The organism is Pseudomonas sp. C321, assembly GCF_055407105.1.
The window spans coordinates 966803-988157 of record NZ_JBUZRB010000001.1 but is presented as its reverse complement, the minus strand read 5'-3'; the positions used below and the strand labels follow the sequence as shown (position 1 = coordinate 988157).

Sequence of the window (21355 nt, the reverse complement as noted above, 5' to 3'; positions counted from 1 at the left end):
AAGAAGCACGATGAGCAGAGATATCAACGGTTTTACACTGATCGAGTTACTGATCGCTGTTGCGATCATCGCCATCCTGGCCGGCATTGCCTATCCCGGTTATACCGCTCACCTGAAAAAGGTCTATCGCACGGAAATTGTCGGGCTGCTCACCGAGCAAGCCCAGTATCTCGAGCGTTATTACGTGAGAAATGGCATTTTTATTGACGCCAGCGGCGTCAGCGCTGGTAATGATCGCTATAGAATCACGGTGACGTTGAATCCGCAGGATTTCAGCTTGATAGCCACGCCCCTCGCCGGCTCGGTGATGATGGGAGACCCCTGTGGTGACTTCAGCTTGACCAGTACCGGCGCGCGGAGCAATCCGGGTGCTGCGCCCAACATGACTCGCAAAGAGTGCTGGGGGCGATGAGGTAGATGGGCGATGGGGTGCCAGGTGCGCTCTTTTCTTTTTATCGGCTGGATCGAAAGATGGCTAAGCAACAGCAAGTAGTGGTGGTCGGTGGTGGCGTTATCGGCCTGTTGACGGCGTTCAACCTGGCAACCCAGGGACAGGCGGTGGTACTGCTGGACCGTTCGGCGGTGGGGCAGGAGGCTTCCTGGGCGGGTGGTGGCATTGTTTCGCCGCTTTACCCGTGGCGCTACAGTCCTGCAGTGACCGCCCTGGCGCATTGGTCTCAGGATTTTTATCCTCGGTTGGCCGAGCGTCTTTTTGCAGCCACCGGAGTGGACCCTGAGGTTCATACCACTGGCTTGTATTGGTTGGACCTGGGCGATGAGGCTGAGGCACTGGCTTGGGCGGCCCGTGAAGGACGACCACTGAGCAAGGTAGATATTTCGGCTGCCCGTGATGCTGTACCGGTGTTGGGGCCTGGGTTCTCACAAGCTATCTACATGGCAGGCGTGGCCAACGTGCGTAACCCTCGCTTGGTAAAGTCCCTCAGGGCTGCCCTGCTGGCGTTGCCTGGTGTCACCGTGCATGAGCACTGCGCGGTGGAGGGATTTATTTGTGAGGGTGGCAAAATTGTTGGTGTGAACACGGCGCTTGGTGAGTTCCGGGGTGACCACGTGGTACTCGCCGCCGGTGCCTGGAGTGGCGAGTTGCTGGGTAGCCTGGGGCTGGAGTTGCCGGTGGAGCCGATCAAGGGACAGATGATTTTGTACAAGTGCGCGTCAGACTTCTTGCCGTGTATGGTGCTGGCCAAGCGTCGCTATGCGATCCCACGGCGAGATGGGCATATTCTGATTGGTAGCACCCTGGAGCATGACGGCTTCAATAAAACAACGACTGACAAGGCGCTACAGAGCCTGAAAGCCTCAGCTGTGGAGCTGATACCGGCGCTGGCGGATGCTGAGGTCGTGGGGCATTGGGCCGGATTGCGGCCAGGGTCGCCGGAAGGCATTCCCTATATTGGCAAGGTGCCAGGGTTTGATGGGCTTTGGCTAAATTGCGGGCATTACCGTAATGGGCTGGTGCTGGCGCCGGCATCCTGTCAGTTGTTTGTCGATTTGTTGCTGGAGCGCGAGCCGATCATTGACCCCGCGCCGTATGCGCCGGCAGGGCGGATCTAGATGCAATCCAGGAGCGTGCAAGCCTGCTCCTGGATTATTGCGGCTCAATCAACGCCCGATAGACTTCGGCCCCTGCTCCAAGTGCCCCTGAGTGCAATACCACTCCTGGCGCGAGCTTAGGGCGTGATCTTGCGGCAAATGCACGCCACAGTGAGCGCAACGGACCATGGGCGCCGCACCTTGCTCGTGGGGCCGTTGTTGCGTCGGCACGGGGCGCTTGAACTTGCGCCATAACCACACCGCGGCAGCAATCAGAGCAATCCAGAACAGTAAACGAACCATGGTCAGCAGCTTCTCGACAAGGAATGCGGCAGTTTAGCCAAGGACGTGAGCGGCGCACAGGGGAATAAAGTCGCGCCATAAAAAAGGAGCCCCTGAGGGCTCCTTTTTGCATCGCATCGACCGTTAGTCAAATACGCCAAGCGTCATGTAGCTGAACCACGAGCGGTCTTCGTTATTGCCCAGGGCTTCAGGGGCCTCTTCTTCGATCACGTCGCCGTTCTCGTCATGAGGCTTCAAGTCCGAAGGAATAGAATCCTTGGCATCCTGGTACTGCTTGATCACGTCCTGGTTGGCGCGGGTTTCGCCCGGCGGCAGCGGCGGACGGGATTCGATCAGGCCCAAGGTGTACTTGCTCAACCACGAACGGTTGTCAGCTTCAGCCACTAGCGGCACGAACTGACCGTCTTTCAGGCTTGGGTGGTCCGGGTAGTTGAGCTTCAAGGTTTCCAGGCTAGTGGTCGCCAGTGCGTCCAGGTGCAGGCGCTGGTAAGCCTCGGTCATCACTGCCAGGCCATCACCCACGGCTGGGGTTTCCTGGAAATTCTCCACTACATAGCGACCACGGTTAGCGGCAGCTACATAAGCCTGACGGGTCAGGTAGTAGTGGGCCACGTGGATCTCGTAGGAAGCCAGCAGGTTGCGCAGGTAGATCATGCGCTGCTTGGCGTCCGGCGCGTAGCGGCTGTTGGGGTAGCGGCTGGTCAGCTGGGCGAACTCGTTGTAGGAGTCGCGCGCGGCACCCGGGTCACGCTTGGTCATGTCCAGCGGCAGGAAGCGCGCCAGCAGGCCAACGTCCTGGTCAAACGAGGTCAGGCCCTTGAGGTAGTAGGCGTAATCCACGTTTGGATGCTGCGGGTGCAGGCGGATAAAACGCTCGGCGGCGGACTTGGCAGCTTCCGGCTCGGCGTTCTTGTAGTTGGCGTAGATCAGTTCGAGCTGGGCCTGGTCGGCGTAGCGGCCGAACGGATACCGCGACTCCAGTGCCTTGAGCTTGGCCGTGGCGCTGGTGTAACTGTTGTTGTCCAGGTCGGCCTGAGCTTGCTGGTACAGCTCGACTTCGCTGAGGTTTTCGTCGACGACGTCCTTTGTTGACGAGCAAGCAGCAGTCATGGCGAGGATGGCGATCAGCAGCAGGTGTTTCACTTGCATGGCGGCTTGCGTCCCTATGACGGCCGCTGTCTTGGGCGGGGCCGTCCTGTTATGATGAGCGCCCCGTTGAAAGCCTCGGGGCAAAAGACGCCGTATTTAACCACAAGCGCGCAGCCGAAACCAAAGGCTGTGCCACGCCTAGTCTGAGCATGTCCGATAAAATTGAACTTAGCGCAGAGGTGCCGTCCGAATTGGGCGGCCAACGCCTCGATCAAGTCGCCGCACAATTATTCGCTGAGCACTCGCGCTCGCGCCTTTCCGCCTGGATCAAAGACGGCCGCCTGACTGTGGATGGAGCGGTTATCCGCCCGCGAGACATAGTCCATGGCGGTGCGATTCTTGAGCTGACTGCCGAGCAGGAAGCCCAGGGAGAATGGATCGCCCAGGACATTGAACTGGACATCGTCTATGAAGACGACGACATCCTGGTGATCAACAAACCCGCGGGCCTGGTGGTTCACCCGGCTGCCGGGCACGCTGACGGCACCCTGCTCAATGCTTTGTTGCACCATGTGCCGGACATCATCAATGTCCCGCGCTGCGGCATCGTGCATCGACTGGACAAGGACACCACCGGTCTTATGGTGGTGGCCAAGACCATTCAGGCGCAGACGCGGTTGGTTATACAATTGCAGAGCCGCAGCGTTAGCCGGATCTATGAGTGCATTGTGATCGGTGTGGTAACGGCAGGTGGCAAGATCAACGCCCCTATCGGTCGCCACGGCCAGCAGCGCCAGCGCATGGCGGTGATGGAGGGCGGCAAGCAGGCCGTCAGCCACTATCGCGTGCTGGAGCGTTTCCGTTCCCACACTCATGTGCGGGTCAAGCTGGAAACCGGTCGTACTCACCAGATTCGGGTGCACATGGCCCACATCAACTTCCCGTTGGTCGGAGATCCGGCCTATGGCGGCCGCTTCCGTATTCCGCCGGCGGCCAGTGCGACCATGATTGATTCCCTGAAAACCTTCCCGCGTCAGGCGCTGCATGCGCGCTTCCTGGAGCTGGATCATCCGACGAGCGGTAAGCGGATGAGCTGGGAATCGCCACTTCCGGACGACTTTGTCTGGTTGTTGTCGCTGCTCAAGCAGGATCGTGAGGCGTTTATCGGATGAGTGACTGGCTGATTCCTGACTGGCCCGCGCCGGCCGGGGTGAAAGCCTGCGTCACCACTCGTTCAGGCGGCGTCAGTCTGGCGCCGTTTGACAGCCTCAACCTTGGCGATCATGTCGAAGACAGCCCCGAGGCTGTCAGCGAAAATCGTCGACGCTTGACCGATGTCTTCTCTATTCAGCCGGCCTGGCTGCGCCAAGTCCACGGTGTGGCTGTGGTCGAAGCCGATCCTGGCCGGATTGCCGAGGCCGATGGCAGTTGGACCAGCACCCCCGGCATCGCCTGCACGGCGATGACGGCTGACTGTTTGCCTGCCTTGTTTTGCAATCGCGCCGGTACTCGTGTCGCCGCAGCCCATGCCGGTTGGCGTGGCCTGGCGGCTGGTGTGCTGGAAGCGGCCTTCGAAAGCCTGGAGGTTGCTCCTGCCGAAGTACTGGTCTGGTTGGGGCCGGCCATTGGTCCACAGGCTTTTGAAGTTGGTCCGGAAGTTCGCGAGGCCTTCATGCAGCAATTGCCTATAACGGCTGAGGCTTTCGTTCCCAGCCAAAATTCGGGCAAGTTCATGGCCGACATCTACCAGTTAGCTCGTCTGCGCTTGGCCGCACGCGGCATCAGCGCGGTATACGGTGGCGGTTTTTGCACCGTGACCGACCCTCGCTTCTATTCCTACCGCCGCAGCCCTCGCACCGGTCGGTTTGCCTCCCTTATCTGGCTCGAACGCTAGACTCTTCTGCGCTACATCAATCCCGGGCAGCTTGAATCTTCCAGAATCGACCGCATCTATAGGGGTGTCTGGCAGGTTTCTTCATTCAGGATGTGTTTATAGCTCCGGCCTGCTCAAAAGGAAGGTGACTAATGCGTATTGATCGTTTAACCAGCAAATTGCAGTTGGCATTATCGGACTCTCAATCCCTGGCGGTTGGCCTTGACCATCCGGCCATCGAACCTGCGCACTTGATGCAGGCGCTTCTGGAACAGCAAGGCGGCTCCATCAAGCCGTTGCTGATGCAGGTAGGCTTTGACATCAACAGCCTGCGCAAGGAGTTGAGCAAAGAGCTCGACCAACTGCCAAAAATCCAAAATCCTACCGGCGACGTGAATATGTCCCAGGACTTGGCGCGCCTGCTCAACCAGGCAGATCGCCTGGCCCAGCAGAAGGGCGACCAGTTCATCTCCAGCGAGCTGGTGTTGCTTGCCGCCATGGACGAGAACAGCAAACTCGGTAAATTGTTGCTGGGCCAGGGCGTGAGCAAGAAGGCGCTGGAAAACGCCATCAACAACCTGCGCGGTGGCGAGGCGGTGAATGACCCCAATCATGAGGAGTCCCGCCAAGCCCTGGACAAATACACTGTCGACCTGACCAAGCTCGCTGAAGAAGGCAAGCTCGACCCGGTGATTGGCCGTGACGACGAAATTCGCCGCACCATCCAGGTCCTGCAGCGTCGCACCAAGAACAACCCGGTGCTGATCGGTGAGCCTGGCGTGGGTAAAACCGCCATTGCCGAAGGTCTAGCCCAGCGCATCATCAATGGTGAAGTGCCTGATGGCCTGAAGGGTAAGCGCCTGTTGTCCCTGGACATGGGTTCGCTGATTGCTGGCGCCAAGTTCCGTGGCGAGTTCGAAGAGCGTTTGAAATCTCTGCTTAACGAGCTGACGAAGCAGGAAGGGCAGATCATTCTGTTTATCGACGAACTGCACACCATGGTCGGCGCCGGTAAAGGCGAAGGCGCCATGGATGCTGGCAACATGCTCAAGCCAGCCTTGGCACGGGGCGAGTTGCATTGCGTCGGCGCTACCACGCTCAACGAATACCGTCAGTACATTGAAAAGGATGCCGCGCTTGAGCGCCGCTTCCAGAAAGTGTTGGTGGAAGAGCCGAGCGAAGAGGACACCATCGCAATCCTGCGGGGCCTGAAAGAGCGTTATGAGGTTCACCACAGGGTAGCGATCACTGACGGCGCGATCATCGCGGCGGCCAAGTTGAGCCATCGCTACATCACCGATCGTCAGTTGCCCGACAAGGCCATCGACTTGATCGACGAAGCGGCCAGCCGCATTCGCATGGAAATCGACTCCAAGCCGGAAGTGCTGGATCGCCTGGAGCGGCGCCTGATTCAACTTAAGGTTGAATCCCAGGCCCTGAAAAAAGAAAAGGACGAGGCGGCGATCAAGCGCCTGGAAAAACTCCAGGAAGAAATTGCCCGTCTGGAACGTGAGTATTCGGATCTCGAAGAAATCTGGACCTCGGAAAAAGCCGAAGTCCAGGGTTCTGCTCAGATTCAGCAAAAGATCGAGCAGTCCCGCCAGGAACTGGAGTCCGCCCGCCGCAAGGGCGATCTGAATCGCATGGCCGAGTTGCAGTACGGGGTGATCCCGGACCTAGAACGCAGCCTGCAAATGGTCGACCAGCATGGCAAAAGCGAGAACCAGTTGCTGCGCAGCAAGGTGACCGAGGAAGAAATTGCCGAAGTCGTCTCCAAGTGGACGGGTATTCCTGTGTCGAAAATGCTCGAAGGCGAGCGCGACAAATTGATGAAAATGGAAAGCCTGTTGCACCAGCGTGTCATCGGCCAGGAAGAGGCGGTGGTCGCGGTGTCCAACGCGGTACGGCGTTCCCGAGCCGGGTTGTCCGATCCGGACCGTCCGAGCGGCTCGTTCATGTTCCTCGGCCCTACCGGTGTCGGTAAAACCGAACTGTGCAAGGCCTTGGCCGAGTTTCTCTTTGATACAGAAGAGGCCATGGTGCGGATCGATATGTCCGAGTTCATGGAGAAACATTCTGTGGCGCGCCTGATCGGGGCACCACCAGGCTACGTGGGATACGAAGAAGGCGGTTACCTGACAGAAGCGGTACGGCGTAAGCCTTACTCGGTGATCCTCCTGGACGAGGTCGAGAAGGCCCATCCGGATGTGTTCAACGTGTTGCTGCAAGTGCTGGAAGACGGCCGTCTGACGGACAGCCACGGACGTACCGTGGATTTTCGCAATACGGTGATCGTGATGACCTCCAACCTGGGCTCGGCGCAGATTCAGGAGCTGGTGGGCGATCGCGAAGCGCAGCGCGCAGCAGTGATGGATGCGGTATCGACGCACTTCCGGCCGGAGTTCATCAACCGGATCGATGAAGTGGTGATCTTCGAGCCATTGGCCCGAGATCAGATTGCCGGTATCGCCGAGATCCAGTTGGGTCGCCTGCGCAGTCGTCTGGCGGAGCGCGAACTGGCGTTGGACCTGAGTGGCGAGGCGTTGGACAAGCTGATCGCTGTGGGCTACGACCCGGTGTATGGCGCACGGCCGTTGAAGCGTGCAATCCAGCGCTGGATCGAGAACCCGCTGGCGCAGTTGATCTTGTCGGGCAGCTTTATGCCGGGTACCAGCGTCACGGCAACTGTGGAACACGACGAAATCGTCTTTCACTAAGCCCGGACTGTATGGCTAATAAGAAGAGGCCCCGCACTGCGGGGCCTTTTTTTTCGATAGGGCGTTGAACTGTAAGGCAAAGGCTTGTAAAGTGCGCCCCGCAGTATGTCAGCCCAACGGTTTCTTCTCCCCAAGGAGAAATCTGAAACAAGTCGCAAATCATTGTCTTAAAAGCAATTTAAAGGGTTGACAGGGGTTTTTAAGATTGTAGAATAGCGCGCCTCGGAGGCACGAACGCAGCGATGCAATCGGGTCGAAGAGAAGGTAGTAAGCAGCAAAGTTTCACTTTGAAATATGTAGTTCCGTGATAGCTCAGTTGGTAGAGCAAATGACTGTTAATCATTGGGTCCCAGGTTCGAGTCCTGGTCACGGAGCCAATTTCAAACCGGGGTATAGCGCAGTCCGGTAGCGCGCCTGCTTTGGGAGCAGGATGTCAGGAGTTCGAATCCCCTTACCCCGACCATATTTGGGTCGTTAGCTCAGTTGGTAGAGCAGTTGGCTTTTAACCAATTGGTCGTAGGTTCGAATCCCACACGACCCACCATTTTTGAACCCAGTTAACGCTGGAATCGAATCTTAAGATCAGAGGCCAAAAGCACTGATCGTAGAAGGCGACTTGCAAAGGTCGCCTTTTTTTTACCGGGGTATAGCGCAGTCCGGTAGCGCGCCTGCTTTGGGAGCAGGATGTCAGGAGTTCGAATCCCCTTACCCCGACCATATTAAAAATCCTCGTATCGAAAGATACGGGGATTTTTTTTGCCTGCGATAGCGGTAAGGCAGCTGGCGAATACCCTGTGGCGAGGGAGCTTGCTCCCGTTGGAGTGCGGAGCACTCCTGGTCGGTCGCGGTGGTCTATCAGAAAGACCGCAGTGATTGGTTTTAGGGCTGCTGCGCAGCCCAGCACGGCGGTGCGGCGATTCGACAAGCCCGGCTCCCACAGAAGCCGGGCACTCCACATCGAACTGCGCTGTTAGTGCAACTTGAGCCTAGGCTCCGTACCGCGCCCAATCTTGCTGCCCAGCATCAACATCATTGTGCGGAAGAAGCCATACAGCGCCATCTGGTGCATGCGATACAGCGACACATAAAACATCCGCGCCAACCAGCCTTCCAGCATCACGCTGCCGGTCAGGTTGCCCATCAAGTTACCCACCGCTGAAAAGCGCGACAACGAGATCAGCGATCCATAGTCGGTGTACTTGTAGGTGGGCAACGTCTTGCCTTCAATGCGCAATTTAAGCGATTTTGCCAGCAACGACGCCTGCTGGTGAGCCGCCTGCGCCCGTGGTGGCACGTTGCGGTCGGTACCCGGTTGTGGGCAGGCCGCGCAATCACCGAAGGCGAAGATGTTTTCGTCACGGGTGGTTTGCAGGGTCGGCAAGACCTGCAGTTGGTTGATGCGGTTGGTTTCCAGCCCGGCGATGTCCTTGAGAAAACCTGGTGCGCGAATCCCTGCAGCCCAGACCTTCAGGCTGGCAGGAATTACCTGGCCGCTGCTGGTGATCAGGCTGTCGGCGGTCACTTCACTGACTGCTGCATTGGTCAGCACCGTAACCCCGAGTTTCTCCAGGGTTTTATGCACCGGCCCGCCAATGCGCTCTGGCAGGGCAGGCAACACCCGTGGCCCGGCTTCAATCAGGGTGATGTGCATGTTTTCCGGTTTGATCCGGCCCAGGCCATAGGCTGCCAGTTCGTGGGCGGCGTTATGTAGCTCGGCAGCCAGTTCAACACCGGTCGCGCCGGCGCCGACGATAGCCACGCTGATCTGTTCCACTGCATCGGTCTGCCCGGCGTGGGCGCGCAAATAGTGATTGAGCAGTTGCTGATGGAAGCGCTCGGCCTGTTTGCGGGTGTCGAGGAACAGGCAGTGTTGCGCTGCGCCCTCGGTGCCGAAGTCATTGGTCGTGCTGCCGACGGCGATGACCAGGCTGTCATAGCTCAGCTCACGGGCGGGCACCAGTTCCAGGCCTTGTTCGTCGAGGGTGGCGGCCAGTTGGATTTTTTTCTGCTCGCGATCAAGCCCACTCATGCGCCCCAGCTGGAACTCGAAGTGGTTCCATTTTGCCTGGGCGACATAGTTGAGTTCATCTTCCGAAGAGTTCAGCGAGCCAGCTGCCACCTCGTGCAGCAATGGTTTCCAGATGTGGGTGAGGTTGGCGTCCACCAGCGTGATGCTGGCTGTGCCGCGCTTGCCCAGAGTCTTACCCAGGCGGGTAGCCAACTCCAGGCCGCCGGCGCCGCCGCCGACGATAATAATACGATGGGTCATGGGGATATCTCGCAAGGCTAAAAGAAATCAGTGCAGTTACCCGAGCGAGCGCCAGGCAGCTCATAGCGTCAGGTAACTCAAAAGGCGGCTCAGCAGCCCCAGCCCGATCACTATCACCAGTACCACACCAAGGAGCAGCCACGGCCGGAAAGGCTTGCGCTCGACCTGGTTCTGGGATAGTTGCAGGTACTCTTCGACATGTTGTTGGTCGTCGGGGTTCAAGCGGCTGGTCATAAGAGCCTCGTCAGGTAGACGTTGCGAAAGGGCGCCACATTACAGCCGTGCGATTGGCGGCATTGCCTGCAGCATAGTCGTTGATCGGTTCACAGGCTGATGCCGACATCAAACACTATGCTGCGCCCCAGGTTGTTGCGCAAGAAATCCGGGGCTTCGGGGTGGGCGAACAGCACCCTGGCAAACGTTGGCCCCACCAATGACAAGGAGCGCCAACCCTGGCGCAGGTATTCGGTGGGTGGGGGGAAGTGGCTGTTGAGGTCCAGCACTTCACGCTTGAGGCTGGCGAAGGCGATGATATCCAGCTCCCCCAGGTCCATCCCGCGCTCCTTGTAGTTATGGGCTTTCTTGCGCAGGGTCGGTGCCAGCCGCAGCAGGAACTCATGGGCGGGAATACGTTTGGGCTTGGCCTCGCGCCGCACCAATTGGCTCAGGGAGAATGCGCTGCGCCGGCGCAACAGCTCGTCGCGCCATTCGTCATTGAGGCGCCGGCCCTCGTCGAGGACAAAAAACACTTCAAAACTGGCGTCGCGAAACAGCACGTCTGGGGGCTCTTGCCCGGCGGCATGAAACTCTTCGGCACGGTAGGGCACGTTCAAGCCTTGCAGCAGGCGCTGGCAGACCCAACGCTCACGCTCCCATTTGCGGGCATTGGACAGGAACGCGTTGGCTTGTTCGGCTGCTATGGTGAGCAGGCGCAAATAATCTGAGTCATCCATGGCTAAAGCTTAGCGTTCAAATGATGACCGCAGGAAGTCCCGCGTCAAAAGGTCGGTGTAGACTGGCCACTTGATAGCTATCCCTGGCATGAGGAGTATGTGGTGAAGTTTTTTGTCGTGGTGTTCTTGAGCCTTTTGCCCCTTTGGGCCCAGGCCGTCGAAGTGGGCGAGCAAGTGGCGCCCTGGACTCTGCTCGATCAATTCGACATGGCCTACACCCTCGATAACCAAGCGGAAATCTTGCTAGTGGCGCGCAGTATGGACGCCGCCAAACGGGTAGATGCGGCGCTGCAAGGCCGGCCCCAAGGCTATCTGGAGGCGCGGCATGTGGTGTTTGTTGCCGACATTCAGCGTATGCCCAGGCTGGTCGCCAAGTTGTTCGCGGTTCCGGCGATGCAGGCTTACAACTACCGCGTCATGCTCGATCGCGACGCGCGGATCGTTCCCCGTTATCCGGCGCCTGTGGATAAAGTGCTGTGGCTGCAACTGGACAACGGCAAGCTGGTGGCGCGACACGAATACAGCTCTGCCTCCGAACTGCGCCAAGCCCTGGAGCAGGTGAAACCGTGATCAGCGCAGCCGTGCTTGCGCCAGAAACCCTCATCATCGGCTGGCTGCTGTACGCCCCTGTGGTGATGTGGGCGGTCCTGCGTGCGCCCTGGGTCGAGCTGTTTGCTGACCGGCGACGTCAGCACCTGCTGTTTGGCACGGTGTTCGCGCTATTCATGTTGTGGCTGGTGCGGCGGGATTTCGACACTGGCGTGTCTTACCACTTTATCGGCATGACCGCCGTGACCCTGTTGCTCGACTGGCCCCTGGCAATCGTCGCAGGGCTGATCGCGCAAGTCGGCCTGGTGCTGCTTGGCCGCCAAGACTTGGCGGCGGTCGGGGTCAACGGCATGTTGCTGGTCCTGTTGCCGGTGTTGGTCACCGAAGCCTGCGCGTTGCTGGTGGAGCGAGCCCGGCCGCGCAATCCATTTGTGTACATATTCTGTTCCGGCTTTTTTGCGGCGGCTCTGTCAGCGTTGCTGTGCCTGTTGGTAGGGTTGGGGCTGTTGTGGTTTGACGGGCGCTTTGCGATGCCTGAATGGCTGGAGGATTTCGTCGGTTACCTGTGGCTGATCATTTTCCCCGAAGCCTTTATCAACGGCATGGTAATCAGTGCGCTGGTGGTGTTTCGCCCAGAATGGCTGGAAACCTTCAACCGCACACGGTACCTCTCGGCGCCCTGGAAGGATGACGATTCGCGGTCTTGATCCAGGTCAAATCCTGGGCAGGCAAGTGGTCTCATGCTCTGCGGAACTTCCAGGAGCACGATCATGAGTGTGTACGAGTGGGCACGGCAGGAGTTGCGCAGAAGCCAGGATGCGGCACAGGAAATCGGTTTTGAACCGGGTTTGAGCCTGCGCGCCCTGCTCAGTGCGGTGGTGCAGCAGAGCAAGGGCGTGCGTAGCGTCGAGGACCTGGCCGACGAGTTGCAATTTCTCGCGGAGAACCTCGACGATCAGCAGGATTACGGCTTTATGCGGCCTTAGTGTTTTGGTTGAAGGTCTTCAGAGAACAGCTCGTCCTCGGCGTCCGGGCTGAGCGCAATCTTGTGTTCTTCCGACGCCCAGGCACCCAGGTCGATCAGTTTGCAGCGGTCCGAGCAGAACGGCCGGTTGGTGTTGGTCTCTTTCCATTCCACGGGGGCGCCGCAGGTTGGGCATTCGACGGTCAAGGGTTGGCTCATGATCGGCCTCCACGCAAAGTAAGGTAAAAGTGGTGCAGTCGCTCGACCTCGCTGTGCAGCCAGGCCAGGTCTTGGTCATTGACCAGCACATCGTCGGCATGGCGCAAGCGGTCTTCCCGAGTGGCCTGGGCCTTGAGAATCGCCTGCACCTGTTCTTCGCTGATGCCGTCGCGCTGAAGGGTACGCTGAATCTGCAGCGATTGCGGCACGTCGATCACCAGGACTCGCTGAGTCATGGTGTACTGGCCGGATTCGATCAGCAGCGGCGACACCAGAATCGCATAAGGCGATTGGGCTCGCGCCAAATGGCTGCGAATCTCTTCGTCAATCAGCGGATGCAACAAAGCTTCCAGCCAGCGGCGTTCTGCGGGGACTTCGAAGATCCGCTTGCGCAGGGCTGCACGGTCCAGTTGGCCATCGGGCAGCAGAACATCTGCGCCAAAATGCTCGGCAATACTCGCCAGTGCCGGCCTTCCGGGTTCGACCACCCAGCGGGCAGCGTGGTCGGCGTCAATCAGGTCCACGCCAAGATCGACAAAGTGCTGGGCCGCCGCGCTTTTGCCACTGCCGATGCCGCCGGTGAGGCCAAGAATCCAGGGTGTTGCAACAGGAGTGGTCATCTGAAACCGACAAACTGCAAATAGAAGTCGGTTATTTGACCACCCCAGAGCAATGCAATCCAGCCGGCAATGGCCAGATAAGGACCAAAAGGCATAGGTGTCGACGTCTTGGCGTTACGTAGCCGTAGCAGGATCAGGCCCGTTATCGCCCCGACCAACGAGGCGAGCAACAGCGTCATCGGCAGGATTTGCCAGCCGCCCCAGGCGCCGAGCATGGCCAGCAGTTTGAAATCGCCATGGCCCATGCCGTCCTTGCCGGTGATCAGTTTGAACAGCCAGAACACCGACCACAGGCTCATGTAGCCAGCGACCGCGCCCCATAGCGCGTCAGGCGGCGACACAAGCAGGCCAAACTGATTGACGATCAACCCGAGCCAGAGCAGGGGCAATACCAGCACATCTGGCAACAATTGATGATCGGCATCGATCAAGGTCATCGCAATCAGGCCCCAGCTCAACAGCAATACCCCACCGGCCTGCCAACCGAAGCCGTAATGCCAGGCAATGAACGCCGAGATCAGCCCGCATGCCAACTCGACGAGGGGATAGCGTGCACTAATGGGATGATGGCACCCCGCGCAGCGACCTCTGAGCAGCAGGTAACTGAGCAATGGAATGTTTTCCCAGGGGCGAATTGGCCGCGAGCAGTGCGGGCAACAGGAGTTGGGGTGCAGCAGGTTGTAGGTTGGGCCGCTTGGCTCCGGGGGCAGGCCTAGTACTTCATGGGCCTGCCCCCGCCATTCCCGCTCCAGCATCTTTGGCAGGCGCCACACCAGCACGTTGAGGAAACTTCCGATGATCAGGCCAAGCACCAGCGCGACCCATACGAACACCCACGGCTGGCCGGTCAGCACTTCGTTCAGTGGCATGCTCAAAACGCCGCGCCGAGTTGGAAGATTGGCAGGTACATGGCCACCACCAGAGCCCCGACAATGCCGCCGAGCACTACCATTATCAGCGGTTCCATGAGGCTGGTGAGGCTGTCCACCAGGTTGTCGACGTCCGCTTCGTAATGGTTGGCAACTTTTTCCAGCATGCTGTCCAAGGTTCCCGACTCTTCACCGATGGCGGTCATCTGAATAGCCATACCCGGAAACAGGCCACTGCAGGCCATGGTCTGGTTCAACTGCATCCCTGTTGATACATCCTGGCGCATACGATTGATTGCCTGTCTGAATAGTCCGTTGCCGGCGGCCCCTGCCACCGAGTCCAATGCCTGCGCCAGCGGTACCCCAGCCGCGAAAGTAGTGGAGAGCGTACGGGCGTAGCGGGCGACGGCCGACTTTTTCAACAGTGTGCCTGTCAGTGGGATTTTCAACAAACTGGCATCCAGCCAGTGGCGAAAGCCGGGTGATCGGCGATGGATGTGGCGCAGGCCGAAAACACTGGTACCCAAGGCCAGTACGAGCATCCACCAGGCTTGTTGCATGAATTCGGACAGCGCAATGACCATCAAGGTAAAAGCCGGCAACTGTGCATCCACCCCGGCAAAAAGCCCCTGGAACTGTGGCACGACATGGATCAACAGGATGGCGCTGACGACAGTGGCGACAACCAGCACTGCCAGCGGGTAAGTCATTGCCTTCTTGATCCTGGCCTTGAGTTGTTGGCTTTTTTCCAGATGGATCGCGACGCGCTCCAGCAGGGATTCCAGGGCGCCAGCCTGTTCACCTGCTGCGATCAGGTTGCAGTACAGCTCGTCGAAATACTGCGGTTTTTTAAAGAGGGCGACAGCCAGGCTGCTGCCGGCGGCGATCTCTTGCTTAAGTCCATGCACCAGCGAGCGCATGTGCCGGTTGTCGAAGCCTTCGCAGATGATGTCGAAGGCCTGCAACATTGGAATGCCTGCTCTCAACAGAGTCGCCAGTTGGCGAGTGAACAGGGCGATGTCGGCGGGGCTGATGGGGTGTCGGATGTTCGCAAGAATGCTGGACCTTTTCCATACCCGGCCGGGGCGGATTCCTTGCCGGCGCAGCTGCGCCTTGATCAGGGCGCGATTGTGGCCACTGGTTTCGCCGGACACCTTGCGGCCGTTCTGGTGGGTGCCTTCCCAAGCGTAGATCACGGATACATCATTCATTTCGCACTACCGCACTCGGACAGGTGAAGATCTACAGCTTAGTCACCAGTGTGTGTCCGTCAGGAGGGCGGTAACTGAAAAAATGTCAGATTGTGCGTCTTGTGCGCGATTGGCCGGACGCGGGTGAGTACACTGGCGCGGTTGCTGAGGACAGGGCGCAGGATGTGCTTTGCTATGGGGGCGTGAGCCCCGTCTTATTCTGGAGAGTGAGTGTGATACGTCAGAAAGGCTTTACCTTGATCGAGTTGTTGATCGTCGTGGCGATCATCGGCATCTTGGCCACTATCGGGCTGCCCATTTATACCAAGCACCAGGCCAAGGCCAAGTTCACGGCGGGCCTGGCGGAAATTTCCGCATTGAAAGCAGGCTTTGAGGACACTCTCAACCAGGGGACGGCTCCGACCTTGGCATTGATCGGCGGCACCAGCCCGACGGCCAATTGCACGATCACCGTAACGGGTGACGTCGCCACGGGCGCCGGCTCGATTGCCTGTGAAATTATCAATGCCCCCGCGCCAGTCCTGGGCAAGACCATCACCTTGACCCGTGGTGCCACTACCGGTTGGAAATGTTCCACTACGTCCGATGATCAATACGCTGCAAAAGGTTGCATGGCTGGCGGGGCGTGACCATCAAGCCGGGCACCATTTACACGGCAATATAGATCCAGTGCGGGAGCCCGGCTCCCACACAATCCACAAGGACGTAGAGGTTGCCCATGACGTTATCCGTGCAGCAACGAGGAAGCGTTTTTCTGGTGGTGGCGCTGTGTCTTCTGGCGCTGGGCATCTATCCCTCGTTCAGCACCCATGACTTGCAGCGTACGATACAAATTGTCGTGGGCTTTTGCGCGTTGATTTATGGGCTGTCGGTTTCCTCGCTGGCTTGCAGGCAACGACTGGTCGACAGGCCCGCAGCTATCGGTCTGGCCGTGATTGTCGGGCTAGGCCTGGTCTCGTCGTTGTTGGCCCATCAGCCGTCCTGGGCGCTGACTGAGCTGGCGCTGGTAATCACCTGTGGTGCCATTGCTGCTGCTCTCGCCACGCTTAGGCGCAATGGCGACGAGTCCCTTGATCGGGCATTGGTCCTTTTCGTGTTGCTGCTGTGCCTGATCAAAAGCAGTCAGTATCTGTATGCCGGCGCTATCGCCTTTACCAGCGGCGAACCGGTGTTGAACACGGACCTGCTGCTGACAGGGTTCTCCAACAAGCGCTTTTATGGCCAGTTCCAGACGTTTACCTTGCCGTTGCTGGCACTTCCTCTGCTGGCCTCGGCTACCCGTCGTGCGGTACGAGGTTGGGTGTTCGCCTTGTTGTGTGTCTGGTGGCTGATCGCGATTAGTGGCGGCTCCCGCGGAACCTGGCTCGGCTTGGGAACTGCCGGGATAGTCCTGGCGTTTTTGGGCCCTTGGGGGCGTCGCTGGCTGGCTTGGCAATTGACTGCCCTGTGTTGCGCATTGCTGCTGTACTGGTTGTTGTTCGTCGCACTGACGGGGTATCTGGGGATTGAAGTAGACAATATCGCCGGCGACCGCCTGACCACCTCTCTTTCCGGGCGTGCCCCCATCTGGTGGCAGGCCTGGGACATGATCCGCGAGCGCCCGTTACTGGGCTTCGGGCCGATGCATTTTGCCGATATCGCCAACGACATTGCCGCTCACCCGCACCAGGCGATTCTGCAATGGGCCAGCGAGTGGGGCGTGCCGTCGACCTTGTGCGTGGCCGGGTTGGCTTTGCGGGGGATCTGGCCGACCTTGAATGTGCTGCGTCAGCAGCGCAACGTTATCGCCCCCGTAGACCTGCTGCGCCTGTGTCTATTTGCCGCGTTGATCGGTGCATTGACCCAAGCCATGGTTGACGGCGTGATAGTGATGCCAAACTCGCAACTGTGGCTGGCGCTGGTGGTTGGTTGGCTGATGGCCTTGCACCCGTGGCGAGCTTGCCCAAGCGCCACGATACCGCTGCTGTACTGGACGTGGACGGTGCTGATTGTCCTGTCTGTTGCATTGCTGGTGTTCGTCGCAATTAGAGACGTGCCTCACATCAATGAGCGTAACCAGCATTACGTGGGCGCGAGCAAAGTACATCTGCAGCCACGCTTCTGGGCCCAAGGGGTTATTGCACTCCCAAAGCAGTGAGTTGCCGGACGCTCAAGGCAGTGCTAGCTTTAGCCCACCGCCCGTGTAGCTCAGTTGGTAGAGCAGCGCACTCGTAACGCGAAGGTCGCAGGTTCGACTCCTGTCTCGGGCAAAAAGGCAACACAGTTTTCAGATGATCCCAGAATGGTTCTGAAGGCCAGACGAACCGGTATTCATGCCTGTTCTTTTGTATCTGCGCAACCTTGATGACCCAGATGCATCCCCATTCCTAGATCAAAGAGAACGACATGACCATAAAAGAAGTGACCCAGGAAGCGCGGCACGAACAAGCTCTCAAAAAGTACGTCGCAGAGTCGCCGGAACTCCTTGATGAGATCAAGGACCTGAGTGCCGATGATCAGAAGGACCAGATCCAATGGTCATTTGAGGATGAGGCCGAGGCCCAGGGGCTCCAACCGTGGGAGTTGACCCTCAAGTACACCTCCACTCCTGAAGAGTTCGAAGTGGCGCGCCTGGCCCTGCACAAAGAGGCTGCCGAAGTGCTGGGCGTCGACTGGAACGAGTACTGCGGGATGAATAACCTGGCGATTTGAGACGCCGTGGTAGGAGCGCGCTTGCTCGCGAGAAACCTGAGCGCCACGCGGGGTGCCAGGCTTCCCGCGTCATCGTTAATGCCCATCGTGAGCAAGCTCGCTCCTACATGTTAAAGCTCCTCAGAGACTGAGGCGCATCGACAGATCCACGGCCTTCACATCCTTGGTCATTGCGCCAATGGAAATGTAGTCCACCCCGGTTTCGGCGATGGGCAGCAATGTGCTTTCGTTGATCCCGCCGCTGGCTTCCAGTTTCGCCTTTGCGCCATTCAGGCGCACCGCTTCGCGCATGTCGTCGAGGCTCAATTCATCAAGCATGATGATATCGGCGCCCGCCGCCAGTGCTTCGCGCAACTCCTCCAGGCTTTCCACTTCGATTTCCACCTGTTTGCCCGGGGCGATCTTGTGGGCGGCGCTGATGGCCTGGGCAATGCCACCGCAGGCGGCGATATGGTTTTCCTTGATCAGGAAGGCGTCATACAAACCGATGCGGTGATTGTGGCAACCGCCGCAGGTCACGGCATATTTTTGCGCCAGGCGCAGCCCCGGCAGGGTCTTGCGGGTATCCAGCAGCTTGACCTGGGTGGTGGCGACAAAGTCCGCCAGGTATTGCGCACGGGTGGCAACACCTGACAGCAGTTGCAGGAAATTCAGTGCGCAGCGTTCACCGCTGAGCAGTGAACGGGCCGGGCCTTCAAGGTGAAACAGTGCCTGGTTGGGGCTCACGCGCTCACCGTCGCGCACCTGCCAATGCACGGCGACACGTGGGTCCAACTGGCGGAACACTGCATCGACCCAGGCCGTGCCGCTGATGACTGCGGCATCGCGGGTGATGATCGTAGCCTTGGCCAGCCGTTCGGCCGGGATCAGTTGCGCGGTGATGTCGCCGCTGCCGATATCTTCCAGCAATGCGCGGCGCACGTTGGCTTCGATTTCGGCGGTCAGGTCGGCAAGACGAAGATTGGGCATAACGGGCTCCACAAACAAAGTGGCTCGATTATAGGGGTATGGCAGCGCCTAACCCAAGGTGCCAAACCGCTGTACCACCGTTGCTGTCTCTACCTTATTACAAAGCAAGTACAGAGTTCGCTGGCGCAATAGTCCCCATTTGCAAGATAATCTTGCGCCTTGCAATTGGCGTCATAGCTTTGACGTCTCGGTGGTATCCCGATAATCGTAGTGCCCATGGGTCTTAATGCCCTTGGCTGCACCGATTTTTCATAAAACCGAACCCACCGTTTCAGGAGGCCAGGATGCACAATGACGGAAAGGTGGTGCCAATCAACAAGATCGCCGCGCAGGCGAAGCCTTCGCCGCTTGCCCACCTGCCAGTGATTTTGCTTCAGGTTCGTGACAAGGCGGTCCAGCAACTCAAGCAGGGTTTGCAGGAGCTGTTCGATAACGCCGACGACACCCTGTTCGAAATGGCCGACAAGGCCCGCAACAATGTTGACCAGAACATTTTCTTTGAAGCCATGCGAGACCTACGCCTCAAACGCAAGAACTTCGAGCGTGGCTTTGTGGAGCAGCTCTTTGCAGCATTCATCAGCCTAGGGCAAGCCGGGCGGGGCGAGTTGCAATTGCTGCCGACGGTTTCCTACGATGCGGTGCCCGGTGTGTCTGCGGACGATCTGGAGAAAGCCGTGGCCCTGGAGGCCATGCTCGGCAGGGTCCAGCGCCGTGATGGTTTGGCCCTTGGCCAATTGACTGCACGCCTGGGGGAGCTGCTGGGCAAACATCTGGATGATCGTGAAAACCCCCTCGGCCCGGCGATGCTCTGCGAGTACTTCCTGCAGGCCGGGCGTAGTATGGGGGTGGAAATTCGAGTCAAGCTGATCATTCTCAAGCTGTTTGAAAAGTACGTACTCAGTGATGCCGATCAGTTGTATGGCGAAGCCAATCAACTGCTGGTGGCAACGGGTGTGCTGCCCGAACTCAAGACGGTGCCATCCCGGCGTATTGGTGAGGGCACCGCTCGGGTCTTCCCGCCAGCGGACGCAACGCCTGCTTGCGATTCCCAGGCCGACGAAGGCGAGCAGCAGGCCTTCGCTGCGCTGCAAAAATTGCTGTTCGCCGTGCGCGGCAGCGTCGCCCCGACCCTTGAAGCCAGCGCCCAGGCCCAACCGATTTCAACCCGTGATTTGCTGCGCCTGCTCTCCCATTTGCAGCAATACGTTCCGGAGCCGGCGGTCGAGGACGATTTCGACCTGCGCAGCCAGTTGGAAGAGTTGCTGACCCGCGTCAGCGTCAAAAGTGGCAAATCGCGAGTGGTCGACGTCGCCGACGAGGACGTGATCAACCTGATCGCGATGCTCTTCGAGTTCATTCTCGACGACCGTACCTTGCCCGACTCCCTCAAGGCATTGATTGCCCGCTTGCAGATTCCCATGCTGAAAGTGGCGGTGCTGGACAAGAGTTTTTTCAGTCGTGGCAGCCACCCGGCGCGACGGCTACTCAATGAAATCGGTACGGCCGCCATGGGCTGGGGCAAGCGCGACGACTATCAACGCGACAGCCTGTACCTGCGCATCGAACAAGTGGTGCAGCGGCTGTTGAATGATTTTGTCGATGACCCAGCGATTTTTTCCGAGTTGTTGCTGGAGTTCACCACCTTTACCAGCGATGAGCGACGTCGCAGCGAATTGCTCGAGCAGCGTACCTGCGACGCCGAAGAAGGCCGGGCCCGCACCGAACAGGCCCGCCAGCGGGTGGCCTATGCCCTCAACCGCAGGCTGCTGGGCAAAGTCTTGCCGCAAGTAGTGGTGCAGTTCCTGCAACAGGCCTGGAGCCAGGTCCTGTTGCTGGCGTGCCTCAAGCACGGTGAACAGTCGCCGCAATGGCAGGCCGGGTTGCAGACCATGGACGAATTGATCTGGAGTGCCGGCCTTAGCGAAGACACCGAGGCCGGGCGCCATCTGCTGGAGCAACTGCCGGCGCTGCTCAAGGCCCTGCGCGATGGCTTGAGCGGGGCGGCGTTCGATTCCTTTATTACCCGTGAATTCTTCACCCAGTTGCAAGCGCTGCATGTGCAGTCGTCCCAGGGCGTCGGGGCGGGGCAATCGCCACAGCCGATTGGGGCCCTGGTCGAGGTACGCGAAAAAATTGTGCTGAGCCCTGTCTTGCCGATCGATACGGTGAGCCTGCCGGATGATGATCCCGACATGCTCAAGGTTCGCCAATTGCGCATCGGCAGTTGGGTCGAGTTCCAGGAAGATGAAGAAAACACCCTGCGTTGCAAGCTGACGGCGATTATTGCGCCTGCCAACAGCTACATTTTTGTCAATCGCACGGGGCTCAAAGTGTTGGAGAAAACCTGCACGCAGTTGGCCCTGGAGTTCAAGCGTGGTGGGGTGCGGACCCTTGACGACGCGCTGTTGTTCGACCGGGCACTCGCCTCGGTGATTGGCAACCTGCGCCAACTCAATCGCGCCAAGTGATCGCAACCACAGGGTGGATCGCGGCATACTGGGCCATCCC

Annotated in this window: 22 protein-coding genes and 5 tRNA genes; 17 read left to right on the top strand and 10 right to left on the bottom strand. The window is 58.9% G+C overall.

All coding sequences use genetic code 11. The features are described from left to right. Positions 1 to 10 precede the first annotated feature (10 nt). On the top strand, positions 11 to 412 hold the full coding sequence (locus ACZRJ6_RS04680) for a type IV pilin protein (RefSeq protein WP_463967254.1): 402 nt from the start codon (positions 11 to 13) through the stop codon (positions 410 to 412). Positions 413 to 471: 59 nt separating this feature from the next. Then, positions 472 to 1572 (top strand): glycine oxidase ThiO, encoded by a 1101-nt coding sequence (thiO, locus tag ACZRJ6_RS04675; RefSeq protein ID WP_463967253.1) that lies wholly within the window; start codon positions 472 to 474, stop codon positions 1570 to 1572. Positions 1573 to 1620: 48 nt separating this feature from the next. Here thiO and ACZRJ6_RS04670 read toward each other — a convergent pair whose 3' ends face one another. Further along, complete coding sequence (locus tag ACZRJ6_RS04670; protein ID WP_133099969.1) at positions 1621 to 1854, bottom strand: PP0621 family protein; 234 nt, start codon at positions 1852 to 1854, stop codon at positions 1621 to 1623. 123 nt (positions 1855 to 1977) lie between these two features. Next, positions 1978 to 3003, bottom strand: coding sequence for an outer membrane protein assembly factor BamD (locus ACZRJ6_RS04665; protein WP_463967252.1), 1026 nt, complete (start codon positions 3001 to 3003; stop codon positions 1978 to 1980). Between the two features lie 149 nt (positions 3004 to 3152). Here ACZRJ6_RS04665 and rluD point away from each other — a divergent pair, with 149 nt between their 5' ends. The 7 genes from rluD to ACZRJ6_RS04630 all read left to right on the top strand — a co-directional run bounded on the left by rluD (position 3153) and on the right by ACZRJ6_RS04630 (position 8250). Next, positions 3153 to 4115 (top strand): 23S rRNA pseudouridine(1911/1915/1917) synthase RluD, encoded by a 963-nt coding sequence (gene rluD, locus ACZRJ6_RS04660; protein WP_133099967.1) that lies wholly within the window; start codon positions 3153 to 3155, stop codon positions 4113 to 4115. Then, positions 4112 to 4837 (top strand): peptidoglycan editing factor PgeF, encoded by a 726-nt coding sequence (pgeF, locus tag ACZRJ6_RS04655; protein ID WP_463967251.1) that lies wholly within the window; start codon positions 4112 to 4114, stop codon positions 4835 to 4837. Before rluD ends, pgeF begins: the two co-directional genes overlap by 4 nt. A 131-nt stretch (positions 4838 to 4968) precedes the next feature. Further along, complete coding sequence (gene clpB / locus ACZRJ6_RS04650) at positions 4969 to 7533, top strand: ATP-dependent chaperone ClpB (protein WP_463967250.1); 2565 nt, start codon at positions 4969 to 4971, stop codon at positions 7531 to 7533. A gap of 301 nt (positions 7534 to 7834) precedes the next feature. Beyond that, positions 7835 to 7910, top strand: a tRNA-Asn gene (locus ACZRJ6_RS04645). 9 nt (positions 7911 to 7919) lie between these two features. Further along, positions 7920 to 7996, top strand: a tRNA-Pro gene (locus tag ACZRJ6_RS04640). A 5-nt stretch (positions 7997 to 8001) separates the two neighbouring features. Continuing rightward, a tRNA-Lys gene (locus tag ACZRJ6_RS04635) sits at positions 8002 to 8077 on the top strand. Between the two features lie 96 nt (positions 8078 to 8173). After that, positions 8174 to 8250, top strand: a tRNA-Pro gene (locus tag ACZRJ6_RS04630). A 253-nt stretch (positions 8251 to 8503) separates the two neighbouring features. Here ACZRJ6_RS04630 and ACZRJ6_RS04625 read toward each other — a convergent pair. From ACZRJ6_RS04625 to ACZRJ6_RS04615, 3 genes are all read right to left on the bottom strand, one after another. Continuing rightward, a complete protein-coding gene (locus ACZRJ6_RS04625; RefSeq protein WP_133099964.1) occupies positions 8504 to 9802 on the bottom strand; it encodes an FAD-dependent oxidoreductase in 1299 nt (432 codons plus the stop codon). 60 nt (positions 9803 to 9862) lie between these two features. Continuing rightward, positions 9863 to 10036: a DUF3094 family protein gene (locus tag ACZRJ6_RS04620; protein ID WP_149410815.1), complete on the bottom strand. Its 174-nt coding sequence runs from the start codon at positions 10034 to 10036 to the stop codon at positions 9863 to 9865. A gap of 89 nt (positions 10037 to 10125) precedes the next feature. Next, positions 10126 to 10755, bottom strand: a complete 630-nt coding sequence (locus tag ACZRJ6_RS04615; RefSeq protein ID WP_149410816.1) for a DUF1780 domain-containing protein — start codon at positions 10753 to 10755, stop codon at positions 10126 to 10128. Positions 10756 to 10857: 102 nt separating this feature from the next. On the opposite strand from ACZRJ6_RS04615, the gene ACZRJ6_RS04610 reads away from it, so the two are divergent. From ACZRJ6_RS04610 to ACZRJ6_RS04600, 3 genes are all read left to right on the top strand, one after another. Next, positions 10858 to 11325, top strand: coding sequence for an FAD/FMN-containing dehydrogenase (locus ACZRJ6_RS04610; RefSeq protein ID WP_463967249.1), 468 nt, complete (start codon positions 10858 to 10860; stop codon positions 11323 to 11325). After that, positions 11322 to 12011, top strand: a complete 690-nt coding sequence (locus ACZRJ6_RS04605) for an energy-coupling factor ABC transporter permease (RefSeq protein ID WP_463967248.1) — start codon at positions 11322 to 11324, stop codon at positions 12009 to 12011. Before ACZRJ6_RS04610 ends, ACZRJ6_RS04605 begins: the two co-directional genes overlap by 4 nt. 63 nt (positions 12012 to 12074) lie before the next feature. Continuing rightward, positions 12075 to 12290, top strand: a complete 216-nt coding sequence (locus ACZRJ6_RS04600) for a hypothetical protein (protein WP_463967247.1) — start codon at positions 12075 to 12077, stop codon at positions 12288 to 12290. Here ACZRJ6_RS04600 and yacG read toward each other — a convergent pair. From yacG to ACZRJ6_RS04580, 4 genes are read right to left on the bottom strand one after another with little or no spacing between them, the layout of a single operon-like run. Then, the gene (yacG, locus tag ACZRJ6_RS04595) at positions 12287 to 12487 is read right to left on the bottom strand and encodes a DNA gyrase inhibitor YacG (RefSeq protein WP_149410819.1); all 201 of its coding nucleotides are present in this window, start codon (positions 12485 to 12487) and stop codon (positions 12287 to 12289) included. The two genes, ACZRJ6_RS04600 and yacG, sit on opposite strands and share 4 nt — an antisense overlap. Beyond that, entirely contained in the window at positions 12484 to 13107 is a 624-nt protein-coding gene (gene coaE, locus ACZRJ6_RS04590; RefSeq protein ID WP_463967246.1) for a dephospho-CoA kinase, read from the bottom strand. Before coaE ends, yacG begins: the two co-directional genes overlap by 4 nt. After that, entirely contained in the window at positions 13104 to 13976 is an 873-nt protein-coding gene (locus ACZRJ6_RS04585; RefSeq protein WP_463967245.1) for a prepilin peptidase, read from the bottom strand. Before ACZRJ6_RS04585 ends, coaE begins: the two co-directional genes overlap by 4 nt. 2 nt (positions 13977 to 13978) lie before the next feature. Beyond that, positions 13979 to 15187, bottom strand: a complete 1209-nt coding sequence (locus tag ACZRJ6_RS04580; protein WP_463967244.1) for a type II secretion system F family protein — start codon at positions 15185 to 15187, stop codon at positions 13979 to 13981. 215 nt (positions 15188 to 15402) lie between these two features. Between ACZRJ6_RS04580 and ACZRJ6_RS04575 the strand changes: the two genes are divergently transcribed. The 4 genes from ACZRJ6_RS04575 to ACZRJ6_RS04560 all read left to right on the top strand — a co-directional run bounded on the left by ACZRJ6_RS04575 (position 15403) and on the right by ACZRJ6_RS04560 (position 17878). Then, positions 15403 to 15816 (top strand): pilin, encoded by a 414-nt coding sequence (locus ACZRJ6_RS04575; protein ID WP_463967420.1) that lies wholly within the window; start codon positions 15403 to 15405, stop codon positions 15814 to 15816. Between the two features lie 89 nt (positions 15817 to 15905). Further along, positions 15906 to 17324 (top strand): O-antigen ligase family protein, encoded by a 1419-nt coding sequence (locus tag ACZRJ6_RS04570; RefSeq protein WP_463967243.1) that lies wholly within the window; start codon positions 15906 to 15908, stop codon positions 17322 to 17324. Between the two features lie 39 nt (positions 17325 to 17363). Beyond that, a tRNA-Thr gene (locus ACZRJ6_RS04565) sits at positions 17364 to 17436 on the top strand. A 136-nt stretch (positions 17437 to 17572) separates the two neighbouring features. Then, entirely contained in the window at positions 17573 to 17878 is a 306-nt protein-coding gene (locus ACZRJ6_RS04560) for a DUF6388 family protein (RefSeq protein WP_133099954.1), read from the top strand. A 120-nt stretch (positions 17879 to 17998) separates the two neighbouring features. On the opposite strand, the gene nadC is transcribed toward ACZRJ6_RS04560, so the two are convergent. Continuing rightward, a complete protein-coding gene (gene nadC, locus ACZRJ6_RS04555) occupies positions 17999 to 18847 on the bottom strand; it encodes a carboxylating nicotinate-nucleotide diphosphorylase (RefSeq protein ID WP_463967242.1) in 849 nt (282 codons plus the stop codon). Between the two features lie 284 nt (positions 18848 to 19131). Between nadC and ACZRJ6_RS04550 the strand changes: the two genes are divergently transcribed. After that, positions 19132 to 21315: a DUF1631 domain-containing protein gene (locus ACZRJ6_RS04550; RefSeq protein ID WP_463967241.1), complete on the top strand. Its 2184-nt coding sequence runs from the start codon at positions 19132 to 19134 to the stop codon at positions 21313 to 21315. Positions 21316 to 21355: the final 40 nt, after the last annotated feature.